The organism is Fructilactobacillus myrtifloralis (assembly GCF_024029335.1).
Classification (GTDB): Bacteria; Bacillota; Bacilli; order Lactobacillales; family Lactobacillaceae; genus Fructilactobacillus; species Fructilactobacillus myrtifloralis.
The window spans coordinates 67,448-80,868 of record NZ_CP097116.1 but is presented as its reverse complement, the minus strand read 5'-3'; the positions used below and the strand labels follow the sequence as shown (position 1 = coordinate 80,868).

The window sequence follows — 13,421 nt, the reverse complement described above, 5'->3', positions numbered from 1 at the left end:
TTAAACGTTTTGGTACGGGTGCTCCGCATCAATCAAAATGGTCCGAATCTTTTTGGCCCGTCCCGTTTGCGCGTCAACGTTAAGCACACATCCAGAGAGGATTCCCGCTCCCGTGGTTTGGACGGCAAACCGGTGTGGTCGAGCCGTCAGGAATTTTTGAATGACCGGCTGGTATTCCATTCCGATTACCCCAGCGGCGGGTCCGGTCATCCCGGCATCGGTTAAAAAGGCGGTCTGGTGGTCTAAGATCTGTGAATCGTTCGTTTGCACATGGGTATGCGTCCCCACGATGGCTGAGACTCGTCCGGTCAAAAATAGCGCCATCGCCTTTTTTTCGCTGGTCGTTTCCGCGTGAAAATCAACGAAAATCACCCGAACTCCGGCGGCGTGCAGGTCCTCTACTAAGTGGTCGACGGCCGCAAAGGGGTCATCGGTGCCCTCCATGAACACGCGGCCCTGGAGATTAATGACGGCCACGGGGGTGCCATTAACGTTCAACCGACAAACCCCATGCCCGGGCACGTGCTCCCCTGGGTAGTTCAGGGGGCGGAGCAAATTCGTTGTTTGATCAATGAAAGTAAAGATTTCTTGGTTATTCCAGGCGTGGTTGCCCAACGTAACTACGTCCGCCCCAGCCTTCATGAGCCCTTTAAAGCGGGCTTGCGTAATGCCGCGCCCCTGGTTGGTCGCGTTCTCACCATTCACAATCGTCACCTGGGGCTTAAATTCCTTTTTTAACTGGGGCAGATACTGGGTTACCATTTGCATTCCCATGTCGCCCACTACGTCACCTAAAAATAAAAACTGCATGCTCCGCCGCCCATCTAAAATTATTCTGTCTCTCTCTATTTTACCATGGAAATTTGGAAATAAAAAAAGACTGGTACTAACCAGCCTTTATTTTGCATATTCGACGGAACGAACCTCTCGGATCACTTTGACCTTCACGTGACCAGGATGATTCATCTCGTTTTCAATTTGATCCTTAATCTCTCGAGCCAGGACAATTGCTTGGGAATCAGAAATCTTTTCTGGTTTTGCAATCACCCGAATTTCGCGTCCAGCTTGGACGGCGTAGCTCTTTTCGACTTCAGGGAAGCGATTGGTAATCGTCTCAAGCTTTTCTAAGCGGTGGACAAAACTTTCCAGTGACTCACTCTTCGCTCCGGGACGGGCCATCGAAATTCGATCAGCCACATCAACTAGTTCAGAAATTAGGCTGTGTGGTTCATTTTCCTGATTTCCTAAGCGAATCGCATCAATCACCACTGGATCTTCACCATACTTCTTGGCAATATCAACGCCCGCATCAACGTACGATTCGTCACTGCCACTGGCCGAGGCTCTTCCAATCTCATGCAATAATCCTGCGCGCTTTGCTAATGTTACATCTTCACCTAACTCAGCTGCAAAAACTCCAGCTAACTTCGCCACTTGAATTGAGCGGGACAAGACGTTTTGACCATATGAAATTTTATACTTCAACTGGCCCACGAGTTTGACTAACTCAGGATTCATCGCATGAATCCCCAGGTCAAAGATGACGTTTTCCCCTTCTTCTTGAATCTGTTGGTCGAGTTCTTTTTTACTTTTTTCAACCATTTCTTCAATCCGAGCGGGATGAATCCGACCATCCTTGATCAATTTTTCAAGGGCTAACTTGGCAACTTCTCTTCTGATTGGATTAAATCCACTCAAAACCACCGCGTTCGGGGTGTCATCGATGATGAGATCAATCCCCGTGACGGTTTCAAAAGTCCGAATGTTGCGACCCTCACGACCGATGATTCTTCCCTTCATATCATCATTCGGGAGGGTAACAACGGAGACGGTCGTTTCTGAAACGATATCTGCTGAACTCTGTTGCAATGCTTCAACAATCAGGTTCTTCGCGTCACGTGCCGCCGTTTCCTTGGCAGATTCATAGTTTTGCTTAATCATCTGCGCCCGGACGTCCGCTAAGGAGCGTTTCGTTTCATCAATCACCAAATCACGTGCTTCTGCTTCCGTTAAAGCAGCCACTCGTGTTACTTCGGCCTGCCGTTTTGCGATAAGTGCTTCTGCATCTTGTTGCTTTTTCTCAAGTGCTTTTTTCTCGTTACTAATCTTTTTTTCTAACTGATTAAGATTATCATCCCGCTTTTCAAACGCCTGATCCTTGCGATCCAACGCTTCTTCCCGCTTCAAAAGATAATCCTCTTGACGTTGAATGTCCGCCCGCCGTTTTTTAAGGTTCTTTTCAACCTTCGCCCGGTAGGCATTCCCATCCTGTTTAGCCTTCGCAGTTGCCGCTTGCAACTGTTCTTCAGCCTGTCTTTGTGCATCCGTTAAAATATCATTAGCATTCTGGTGAGCGGCATCTAACTTTGCTTCAACCGTTCGTTTGTGAGTAAATTGCCCAATTAAAAAACCAACAATCATAGCGATAGCGGCGCATCCAACAATAGCAATTACCATTATTTTCCCCCCGTATCACTTGAATTTTTCTGTCACAGTCAGTACTTACGTGCTAACCACTTATCCAGTTTAATGTTAAAAAAAATGACTGTCAACTAAGACTGTGAAAAAGCAAGCAATCTCAGCTGCAATTAACGCGCTAACTGATCATAAATCATTTTTAACCCCGTTTTTACAGCATAGTCCCGGACCAGGTTGCGGTCGCGCGCAAACAGAACCTGCTTCGTCTGAACCGTCCCGTTCGGCAAGGCTAACGCGACCCAAAAGTCACCGGCGGGATGTCCATCGGCAGCCCCCGGTCCGGCGACACCAGTAAATGCGACCGCCAAATCAGTGTGCAACTGCCGCTGGGCTCCCTGTGCCATTGCCGTGGCGGTCTCCTTGGACACGACGCCATTCGTGGCAATCGTTGCGGCCGGCACCTGAACCAGTTGTTCTTTAGTGGTAGCAGAGTAAGTTACAAAGCCGCCGGCAAAGACCGCTGAAACGCCTGGCACGTTGGCAAGCGTACTCTGAAATAACCCTCCGGTGAGCGATTCAGCCGCGGTAATCGTGAGCTGGTGCTTTCGTAACAACCCCACCACGACCTGTTCAAGTGAGTTATCATCACCGTAGCCATAGAAATAGGTTCCGACGCGGGCGAGGACGGCGTCAATCGTAGTTTGTAACTTGTGAGCGACTTCATCGGCATCCTCCCCACTCGCCGTAATTCGTAGGGTTACCTCATTGCGTTTGGCGTAGGTGGCCAGCGTCGGATTGGTTTGGGTGGTAATCAACGACCGTAACTGATCCTCTAACGCTGGTTCGCCAATTCCAAAGAAGCGGAGAACTCGAGATGAGATTACCGGTTTTCCCGTCACGAGCTGGGCTAGACGCGGTTCCGCTTCCTTTTCAAACATGGGCTGTAACTCTGCTGGTGGGCCTGGTAGTACCAAGTAGATGCAGTTGGCAGTGGTCAACAACATCCCCACGGCAAAACCTACCTGATTGGGCAATACGTCAGCACCAGCAATGAACTGGCTCATTAGGTCCGCGTGGGTGGGTTTTGGCTTCCCGGTCGCGGTGTAAAACTCATCCAACTTCGCTTGGGCCGGCTCGTCTGTTACCAGCTGCCGGTCTACTAACTCAGCGAGAAGCGTTTTGGTAATATCGTCTTCCGTGGGGCCCAGTCCACCGGTCAATACGACCAAGTCACTGCGCTGTTCCGCTTGACGGATCGCTTCCGTTAACCGTTTGCGGTTATCTCCAACCGTTGCTTCGTAGTAAACATCAATCCCTAAATCGGCTAAGTGTTGCGCGATAAACGGGGTACTGGTATCTACAATCTCCCCTAAGAGGAGTTCAGTTCCGACACTAATAATTTCTGCTTTCATGGTTAAACTTCTTTCTAATTCAGTTGACTCCCGGGTTCCTTAGAAGGAATCGGCAAACACCTGCCGGTTTTTCACGAAGTATTCAATTCCAGAGTAAACGGCCGCAATGAGGGCAATGTACAAACAGAATTGGCCGACGGGCAGGTTCAGGTTATTAAACCCGGCGTTGTTTAACAGTAAGATAATTACACTAATCATTTCGAAGAACGTCTTAACTTTCCCCGACCAGTCCGCTGCAACCACGGTCCCGTTGTTCTGCACGATGATAAGCCGTAAGCCTGTTACCGCTAGTTCCCGACAAACAATGATTGCTGCAATCCAAGCCGCCACGTTATTGTCCCCTACTCCCACGAGCATAATGAACGCTGACATCACAATCATTTTGTCGGCTAAGGGATCCGCAAACTTGCCAAAGTTCGTTACGAGGTGTTCTCGTCGCGCAATTTGGCCGTCTAAGAAATCAGTCAGGGCGGCAATGATAAATACCAGCGCTGCTAACAGCTGATTTAGGGGAATCATGGTTCCCAATATAACCACGGTCCCCATGCTAACGGGGAGTGCCAATAACAGGATGAAAATTGGAATCAAAACAATCCGAAACATGGTTAGTTTATTTGGTAAATTCATGGTGCTCCTCCTCAAAGCGAAAATAACGCCCTGCTTTTACACAGGCCGACATTTTAGTTAGTTATTCTTCAAATTTAAAGTTCATATCACGTTTCGTTGCGTCTTGCCCAGCGGCTGGTTGTGGTAACACGACCTGCTGACCATTTAACTTCACGTTGGAAACAGGAGCATTCTCTAAATGAATGTTAACGTCTTTCGTATCCTTTGGGAGGTCAACTTGATGACCAGCGTTTTGGTTCAAAGTTCCCGTCCATACTTGGTTGCCGTTCACCTTCACCGTCGCATTGGCTGCTTGCGAAGCCCCGAGCTCCAGCTTGGAAGTTGCATTACCGGTTTTGACGGTAAAATCACTCGTACTGTTTGGGACCACTTTGATTTCCGTTTGGCCCTCTTTTAGGTTTGATTTCTTCTGATTTTTGCTCTTGTGCTTAGATTTCGCATCATCGTTTGTAACCGTCACTTTGGAGTTGGCCGGCGCCGCAGTACTACTTTCCTGCTTCGTCTTGGCTACCGCAAATATGACCACGGCTACCACAATAATCACCACAACGACCAGAGCAATGATGGGCGTTAACTTGCGTTTGTCAACTTGGGTGGGGGTCTCTTTTAACCCGGAATTACTAGTACGGTTTTCCGTTGGCTGTTCTGCATCCGCCGGGGTCGTCGTTGTTTGTAATGGGTCCTTTTCGGGATTAGCCTGAGCCGAGGTTAAGTTGGCATCCTGTAAAAATTGTTCCCCGTTTAACCCAACGGCATTGGCGTACTGCTTTACAAAGGCGCGTACGTAAAACTGACCCGGTAATTCCTGAAAATCACCGTTTTCAATGGCAGTCAGGTACCGCTTTTGAATCTTAGTTCGTTTCTGTAATTCATCAATTGAAATCCCAGCTTGTTCCCGGGCGGATTTTAATTGCGCGCCAACGGACGTGGCGTTGGGTTGCTTGTTTTCTTCACTCATGATTTCCACTCCAATTCCTTAATTTACTGTCAGTATATCACACCGAGAATGGGGAAAACATGCTAACTACTTAATCAAATTAACGGTTCGTCGACTTGGTTTAAAGAATTGGGTGGCGGTGTGTACTACTGTAGCTAAATCGAGATTAGCAATGATTGCTATTTCATCGTAAAGATTGGTATAGCCGTTCACCGGATCCCCTAGTTGGTTGGCCGTGGCTGGGACCGAATTCATCTGCGCAATCCGCTCCCCTAATTCCTCATTCTTAACCAACTCAAACTGCGTTGCTAACTGATCGGGGTGCTGCAAGGCAGTCTCAATCACAGCGGTAACGCGCTCACAAAATTGGTCGGGATTGTCCGTATCCTCAGCTAGGATCAAAAAGTGATAAGCAGCTTCGAGGTCAAAATCAAAGCCAAAGGAATCATTCAGGATCCCCTCTGCATAGAGTTGTTGGTAAAAATCAGAATCCTCGGAAAATAAGAGTTGCAGGAAAATTCCAAACGCCAATTCCTGTTGCGCAAAGGCCCGGCCAGTCACTACGGGGGCCGGTCCCCGGTAGCCCACGGCGACTTTCGGAGTTTGCACACCCAGAGTCGTGGTGGTTTGTGGCACTACGGAACTATTTTGAATTGCCAGCTTGGTTTGGTGCTGTAACCGGTGTAACTCGTCTGGTTGCGACTGCCCCTTGGGTAAGTCGTGGAACAGGGGCAGAAGCTCCGGTAGCGTGACCGGTCCACAAATAGTTAGCGTTAGGTTGGCCGGTTGGTAGTATTGCCGGTAGGTCGCATACAAATCCGCTTCCGTAATCTGGGCAATGGATTGAATGTCTCCGGCAATGTCCGCACTAAGGGGAGAATGCGAATACAGGTTAGCAATCGTATCAAAGTAGAGCCGCGAATTCGGATCATCTTGATACATCAAGATTTCTTGTCCAATAATCCCCTGCTCCTTAGCAATTTTCTCGGGACTAAAGTAGGGACGATACACCAAATCCAACAGCACCCGTAAATTGGCCAGCACGTTACTCGTCGCCGTGAACAAATAACTGGTTTGACTAAAACTCGTAAAGGCGTTGTCGTTCGCTCCCAGTGCAGCATATCGGTCACTTTCGTCATAAGTCTGCTTTTCAAAGAGCTTGTGTTCCATAAAATGGGCAATTCCTGCTGGTAGCTGACGGTTAGAAAGCCGGACGTCAATCGATCCAAACCCCACCGTCAACATCGCATAGGTTGAATTAAACTGCGGTTTGGGGTTAACGATCACCTGCATCCCGTTGGCTAACCTAGTTGACTCCACCGTCTCCTGGTACTTAGGATAACTTTGTTTCTGCATCAGAATCCCCTTTCAAAAAGAAGCTCGCCCGCAGCCGGAGCTTTTGAGCAACTGCACTAATCTCTGCTTTCGAAACCTGGTTGAGCTTGGTCTCCCAGTCCGCATTCGTTTGGGTCCCAAACATGGCGGTTAAAACCTGTTGGTTAAGCAAGCGCCGGGGACTATCGTCCTTACTCCTAAAGTTTGACACGAGCACCTGCTTAACGCGGGCTAAATCTTCGTCTGAGTAGGTTTGGTCGATCAAGCGCGCAATCTCTTGCTGAATTAATTCCTGCACGCGGGCCTGGTGGTGCCCGTCAATCCCACTTTGGATGGTCACTTCACCCAGGAGCGCGTTATAGTTGCTATTAATATAGTACACGAGGCTTTCGCGTTCCCGAATGTCATGAAACATTAACGACACGGCCGTCCCGCCCAGCAACCCATTCATAACAACTGCAGCGGGGTACGCGGAATCCGTCCGTAAAATGGGAAGCGCATACGCTTGTTGGTATAACGATTGTTGTTGCGCTACTCGTTCCGAACCAACTTGTAATTCGGCTGGTTCGTAGGGCGTAAAGCGCAGTTGCCTTGGCGTTGGGCCAGTTAAAGAAGCTAAGTCCGGTTGCAAAGCAGTTACGACCGCCTGGGCTGAACTTCCGAGTGCTGATACAAACACCGTATTGGTGGTAAGCATCTCCTGATAATAATCAGCCACCGCGGCATTAGAGAGCGCTTCTAACCGCGACACGCTCCCAAAAATACTCTGCCCCAGCGCTGGATCATCCGTAAAGTACAGCCGTTGGAGCTGGCGCCCAACGTAGTACTTCTTGTCGTCATCAAGATTCCGGACGTAATTAACTACGTTCTGCTGGTGCAAGCGAAAGATCCGCTCTGGAAACTGTCCCTGCACGATCCACGGGTGCCAAATCATTTCCCGCAAAAACGCTGCAATTTGCTGACTTAGATCCACGCTGGTCGGCAAGTACTGTTCGTCAGCAAAACTAATCAAAAAGCGCACAACCGCCTGTTGCCCCATTCGAAAAACGGAGGCGCCAAACTGGGCGCCATACAGTTCGGCCAACTGGCGCGCAACCGCCAGCTTACTAGGATAGCGTGCACTATAGTTTTCCATTAATTCCGCGAGTAACAGGCGCTGTTCCAAATTCTGCTGCGCGAAGGGCTCCACAAAGTCAATGGCAACGGTCGTCGTTTTAAACTTTGCGCCTGGTTGCTGCGTTACATGTAACCGTTCGGTCTGTGTGGTTTCCATATTTCCTCCAATTAAAAAACCCTTAGAAAACTCTAAGGGTTTTTTCCTACTTGAACAGATGTTTTAAGCGATTCCAAAAACTTGGGCGAGCCGTTTTAATCGGCATCAACGGCACCGTTTCTCCGGTGACCCGCCGGGCGATGTTTTGGTAACTTTTAGCCGCCAAGTGATCCGAACTTAAGACGATTGGTTCTCCGTGATTAGATGTTTTGATCACTTCATCATCATCGATCACGATTCCAAGTAGCTTTACCCCTAAATGGTGGGTAATTTCGTCAACGTCCATCACGTCTCCATTATCCATCATGTTAGGCCGAATCCGGTTAATAATGAGCCGTGGGGGCTCTTTTAAGGGGTGCTTCTCTAAGAGACCAACTACCCGATCAGCATCCCGCACCGCTGAAATCTCAGGCGTGGTGACAATAATGGCGCTATCCGCACCAGCCACCGCATTTAAAAAGCCCTGTTCAATTCCGGCCGGGCAATCAATTAAAACATAATCGAACTGGGGCTTTAATTCCGCCACCATGTTCTTAACCTGATCCTCGTTTAATGCGTTTTTATTGGTGTTTTGTGCGGCTGGTAATAAATACAGGTTCCCGTCAAAGCGCTTGTCTTTCACCAGGGCCTTGAATAAGGGAACCCGCTCGTCGGCTACGTCGACAATGTCGTACATAATCCGGTTATCCAACCCGAGAACCACATCGAGGTTCCGCAAGCCAATGTCTAAATCCATTAGACAGACCTTTTTCCCCATGAGGGCAAGAGCGGTCCCTAAGTTGGCGGAAGTTGTGGTTTTTCCGACCCCACCTTTTCCAGATGTGATCACAATTGCTTCACCCATCGTTAGATTCCTCCAATTCTACTAAAGAATTTTGGACTAATTGCTTTAATGTTATCCAAATTACTGTAATCAATACTATGCAAATTATTAACGTGCACAACCGTTCGCACATCAGCTGTCAACGGTTCTTTTTGGTCTGCGATGATTTCAATTTGTTCGCCGATCCGGACCTGCTGGGCTGCGTGAAAATCTCCAATGGCAAGTTTACTCTCATCAACCGGAAAACCCACCTGGACGATGCCTTCCACTTTACCCATGCTAAAGAGGTTTCCATTGGTAATGAGCCGACCGCCCCGGTGAATCGTCCCTAAAAACAGGACGTCTCCCTTAACCCGGAGGTCCTGACCGTTGCGAATCGTCTGATCAATAATCGTCACCCGATTTTCGTCGCGCAGATGGTACGCTTCGTCGTTTGACATTACGTTAGCCTGAAAGGCGGTAATCACTAAGTTGCCATACTTGCCCGTGATATCACGCAGCTCCTGCTTTTGATCCGCAGATAGCGCCCGATTCCCTGACAAAATCGTAAAGCCGATTTGAGTGGCAGCCGATTCGCGATTCTTGGTTGCCAACTGGTTCATCAATTCATGAAATTCGTGGATTGCCTGGTGAAAATCAGCTTCATCATCAATAATAACCTGAAAGCCCGTTTGGCTTCCCTTTAACGTTACACTTTTCATACGTCGAGAACTCCTATGATCGATATTGGTCAAACAACAAACTCACTGGATAATACAACAATAAAAAGATGATGAGATTCAGCAGAATCGTTGGACCAAACGCAAAGGCCATGAAATGCACTCCCGAGAAGTAAACCAGGTGCGCAATCCGTCCGGCCCCATACCCTAATATTAACACAATAATCACATCAATTAGATAGATTAAGGTTCCACTAACAACGTTCTCTTCAATGTACGTCGTCATTAACTTAGTGACGTACACAATCAGCGGAAAAATAAAGGTATAAATTCCGAGGACGCCAATGTAGTACAAATCGTACACGATCCCGATTCCAAAGGCCCACCAGTACAAATGGAGCTGGTGCAAATCCCGCACAAACATGATGGCATACACAAACCATAGCATGGTCAAATACGGAACCATTGGAAAGGTCCCGGCTAAGAGCGTCGAAAAAAAGTGCATGATCGAACCCTCAAAGACAAAGGCAATCACTAAGCCGATTGGAAACAGGAAATGATGTTTTCGTCGCTTCATCATGGGCTCCTCCTATTTCTTCCCGAGGACGGAAACCACGTCAATGCTCCGGGTATCCGCTGCCGGTTTAATGTTAATCCGTTCCGAGATTCCGTTTGCGGCCCCCGAAACTCCGGTCACCTTTCCAACGTACAGACCCTTCGGCGTTGTGCCACCCAGTCCATTCGTCATGACCTTGGCGCCCTTTTTAATCTTGTCTTTGGAAGTTAAGCTCCCCATTTCAAGTTCGTTACGACCATTATCATAGCCAGAAATCAACCCATCAATTGGGCCTTTTTCCCCAGCAACTTCCACCGCAAACCGGTTCGCTCCGTCACCACTATCCGTGATTAACTCAATCTTACTATTGGTGTCATTAACTTCACTAATTCGACCAATCAGTCCTTGGTTAACCACCACTGGCATGTTCTTTTGAATGCCGGAGACCCGACCCTTGTTAATAATTAACTGTTGTTGCCAGTTAGACGGCGTCCGGGCAATTACACTGGCATTCACCTTCGCGTAATCCGTGAGGGTTTTATCCAATTTCAGTTGCCGTTTTAGCTGCCGATTTTCGGTGCTAAGCGCCTTATTTTGGGTTTGCGTGGCTTCAATTTGGTCCACTTTCCCCTTCAAAATCCGATTTTCGTGGTAGGTGTTAATTAAATCATTGGTATTTGCAAAAAAGCCGTTGACCACGCCGACCGGAAATCCCAGAGTTTGATTTCCAATGCCAGCTACATCATTGCCAATTCTTTGTAAGAACGGTGGCATGGCCCGATGGTTACGAATTGCAACCGTTCCGCTAATTAAACCGACACTTAGGACTAAACAAATCACTACAATCACTAAACTTCGGCTTGAAAAAAGCTTATGCATATCAATCTCCCATTCACTGCTATAAAACAAATAAGCGGGAGGGCCCGCTTATTTGTTTTATTTTTTCTTCATGACTTCCATGCTCTTTAATGATTCACCGGTTCCGATGGCCACACAATCCAATGGATCCTGGGCCACGCTAACGGGAACCTTGGTAGCGTCGGCAATGACCTCATCCAGGTTCTTGATCAAAGCGCCCCCACCAGTTAACACAATTCCGTGGTCCACTACGTCTGCAGAAATTTCTGGCGACGTAGCTTCTAGCGTTTCTTTAATTGCATTAATAATCTCTAAAATGCCTTCGTGAATGGCCGTAGCCACGTCTTCTGCCGTAACTTCGGTTGACTTTGGTAATCCCGTCAACAAGTCCCGACCGCGCACCGTTTCGCCTTCCATTTGCCGGGCTTTTTCAATCGAAGCCGACCCAATTTTGATTTTAACTTGTTCCGCAGTTGGCGTGCCAATTAATAAGTTGTAGTTTTTCCGAACGTACGACACAATGGCTTCGTCCAGTTTGTCACCCGCCATCCGAATGGAACGTGATGAGACAATTCCACCCAGGGAGAGGGTTGCAACATCCGTGGTTCCCCCACCAATGTCAACCACCATGCTTCCCGTCGGATCCATCACGGGTAGTCCTGCTCCTACAGCAGCCACAAATGGTTCTTCCATTACAAACGCGTCCCGAGCACCAGCCACGCGGGTGGCATCAATCACGGCCCGTTTTTCCACGGTCGTAATGCCACTCGGAACACAAACCATTACGTACGGCTTCACGTTCCGATTTCCCAGGGCCTTGCCGATGTAGTACTTCAACATCGTAACGGTCGTGTCATAGTCAGCAATCACCCCGTCGCGCATGGGGCGAATCACTTCAATGCTAGCTGGAGCGCGCCCAATCATTTCTTCGGCTTCGTTTCCAACTGCCACAATTTCACCCGTCTTTGCATTTTTTGCCACAACAGAAGGTTCGCGGAGGACGATTCCCTTTCCATCGACGTATACAAGTGTATTGGCAGTCCCTAAATCGATGCCAATGTTTTTAGTTCCTAATCCAAACAAAACGTTCATCCCTTTATGATAAGATTTAATTTCTTTTTAATAATCACAGTATATCATACTGCGTGCCGTTACGGTTCCCGTTTGAAATTATTAGCAATTCTTTAAGGTTTATCTCCTTGCACGAACCAGTTGCGCACGGTGGCAATAAACAAGAGGGACCCGGTCACGATAGTCATCCCGTCGGCCGGAGTGGCTTGCATGGCGGTTTGCACGGCCGTTTTCCACTCCGGAATTAGCTCCGCTTCAAGGGCATCCGCTGGTTGCAGGGGCGCGCTGCTCCGCGTCCCGCTCCCCTGAAACGTCGTTAGGTACAGGTGCACCCGTGGTTCCTGCGCTAACCGGGTGCGCATTTGGTAAAACTGTTTGTCGGAAAACGCCGCAAACACCACGTTCAAGGTTCGTTCGGGAAACGCGGCCAGAGTTTCACACAACCGGTTAATGGCTGGAACATTGTGGGCGCCATCCAGTAACACCTTTGGATTAACATGGACCACTTCCATCCGACCCGGCCAGCGAGTCTGTACGATTGCTTGGCGCACTATCCGGGAACTTTGCGCCGGAACAAGTTGCAAGGTCGTCTGACTTAACGTTCGAAACGCAGCAATCGCAAGCGCAGCGTCTTCCATTTCAAAATCACCCAGCATACTCGTTGGCACATTCGGAATGAGGCCCTGCGAATCCAGGAAGGAAAAACTGGTGCGCGTTTGGGGCTGGTATCTAAACTGCCGGTCAAGTTGAAGCACAGGACTATGGTGCTGCTGGGCAACTGTCTGCACGATGCGATTGGCATCCGTAGGAAAGCGGCCGGCCACCGTGGGAACCTGATTCCGAATCATCCCGGCCTTGTCACGCGCAATTGCCGCGACCGTGTCACCTAAAATCTGCATGTGATCAAGTCCAATTGTCGTGATCACGGTTAACAAGGCTCGATCGGCCACGTTAGTCGAATCTGATTGGCCTCCGATTCCGGCCTCCACAATTGCTAGGTCAACCCCCTGCTCGTTAAAGTATTGATACATCAAGGCAGTAATCACTTCAAATTCCGAGGGCCCCAGGGTCGGATCCTGGGCTTCCATTGCGGCCACTAGTGGTTTGACGTGGGCAACCAGCCGGATTAACTCGGCATCTGAAATGGGGATCCGATTAATCATCATCCGTTCGTTAAAGCGGACGATAAACGGTGAGGTAAACGTACCCACCCGGAGACCGCTGGCCTGTAATAATTGTTGTAAGTAAGCCACGACGGACCCCTTACCGTTGGTCCCTACCACGTGAATCGTCGCAAGCTGCCGTTCTGGATGGCCTAGGCGGCGCAGGAGCTCGTTAATCCGGCGCTGGGAGGCTTCCTTTTGAACCCGCGGACGGCTGTGGATGTAGTGCAGGGCCGCCTGGTAATCTGTCATCATTTTTACTCCTCACTAAAACAAGCCCAGAATTATC

General features: G+C 48.9%; 13 protein-coding genes. All 13 read right to left on the bottom strand.

Features of this window, described 5'->3' with window-relative positions:
- Nucleotides 1–810 (bottom strand): TIGR00282 family metallophosphoesterase, encoded by an 810-nt coding sequence (locus M3M35_RS00420; protein WP_252750069.1) that lies wholly within the window; start codon nucleotides 808–810, stop codon nucleotides 1–3.
- Between the two features lie 87 nt (nucleotides 811–897).
- Nucleotides 898–2,457 carry a ribonuclease Y gene (gene rny, locus M3M35_RS00415; protein ID WP_252750068.1) on the bottom strand — a complete coding sequence of 520 codons (1,560 nt, stop codon included), beginning with the start codon at nucleotides 2,455–2,457 and terminating at the stop codon, nucleotides 898–900.
- Between the two features lie 131 nt (nucleotides 2,458–2,588).
- Nucleotides 2,589–3,830: a competence/damage-inducible protein A gene (locus M3M35_RS00410; protein ID WP_252750067.1), complete on the bottom strand. Its 1,242-nt coding sequence runs from the start codon at nucleotides 3,828–3,830 to the stop codon at nucleotides 2,589–2,591.
- Between the two features lie 39 nt (nucleotides 3,831–3,869).
- Nucleotides 3,870–4,457 carry a CDP-diacylglycerol--glycerol-3-phosphate 3-phosphatidyltransferase gene (gene pgsA / locus M3M35_RS00405; RefSeq protein ID WP_252750066.1) on the bottom strand — a complete coding sequence of 196 codons (588 nt, stop codon included), beginning with the start codon at nucleotides 4,455–4,457 and terminating at the stop codon, nucleotides 3,870–3,872.
- Between the two features lie 61 nt (nucleotides 4,458–4,518).
- The gene (locus M3M35_RS00400; RefSeq protein ID WP_252750065.1) at nucleotides 4,519–5,415 is read right to left on the bottom strand and encodes a helix-turn-helix domain-containing protein; all 897 of its coding nucleotides are present in this window, start codon (nucleotides 5,413–5,415) and stop codon (nucleotides 4,519–4,521) included.
- Between the two features lie 66 nt (nucleotides 5,416–5,481).
- Nucleotides 5,482–6,750 carry an EF-P 5-aminopentanol modification-associated protein YfmH gene (gene yfmH / locus M3M35_RS00395; protein ID WP_252750064.1) on the bottom strand — a complete coding sequence of 423 codons (1,269 nt, stop codon included), beginning with the start codon at nucleotides 6,748–6,750 and terminating at the stop codon, nucleotides 5,482–5,484.
- Complete coding sequence (yfmF, locus tag M3M35_RS00390; RefSeq protein ID WP_252750063.1) at nucleotides 6,728–8,002, bottom strand: EF-P 5-aminopentanol modification-associated protein YfmF; 1,275 nt, start codon at nucleotides 8,000–8,002, stop codon at nucleotides 6,728–6,730. Before yfmF ends, yfmH begins: the two co-directional genes overlap by 23 nt.
- Before the next feature lie 46 nt (nucleotides 8,003–8,048).
- Nucleotides 8,049–8,846: a septum site-determining protein MinD gene (minD, locus tag M3M35_RS00385; protein WP_252750062.1), complete on the bottom strand. Its 798-nt coding sequence runs from the start codon at nucleotides 8,844–8,846 to the stop codon at nucleotides 8,049–8,051.
- 2 nt (nucleotides 8,847–8,848) lie between these two features.
- Nucleotides 8,849–9,526, bottom strand: coding sequence for a septum site-determining protein MinC (locus tag M3M35_RS00380; RefSeq protein WP_252750061.1), 678 nt, complete (start codon nucleotides 9,524–9,526; stop codon nucleotides 8,849–8,851).
- Nucleotides 9,527–9,539: 13 nt separating this feature from the next.
- Nucleotides 9,540–10,061, bottom strand: coding sequence for a rod shape-determining protein MreD (mreD, locus tag M3M35_RS00375; RefSeq protein ID WP_252750060.1), 522 nt, complete (start codon nucleotides 10,059–10,061; stop codon nucleotides 9,540–9,542).
- 12 nt (nucleotides 10,062–10,073) lie between these two features.
- Entirely contained in the window at nucleotides 10,074–10,889 is an 816-nt protein-coding gene (gene mreC, locus M3M35_RS00370; RefSeq protein ID WP_338030043.1) for a rod shape-determining protein MreC, read from the bottom strand.
- An 87-nt stretch (nucleotides 10,890–10,976) separates the two neighbouring features.
- Nucleotides 10,977–11,981 (bottom strand): rod shape-determining protein, encoded by a 1,005-nt coding sequence (locus M3M35_RS00365; protein WP_274706363.1) that lies wholly within the window; start codon nucleotides 11,979–11,981, stop codon nucleotides 10,977–10,979.
- 101 nt (nucleotides 11,982–12,082) lie between these two features.
- Entirely contained in the window at nucleotides 12,083–13,384 is a 1,302-nt protein-coding gene (locus tag M3M35_RS00360) for a bifunctional folylpolyglutamate synthase/dihydrofolate synthase (RefSeq protein WP_252750057.1), read from the bottom strand.
- Nucleotides 13,385–13,421 lie beyond the last annotated feature (37 nt).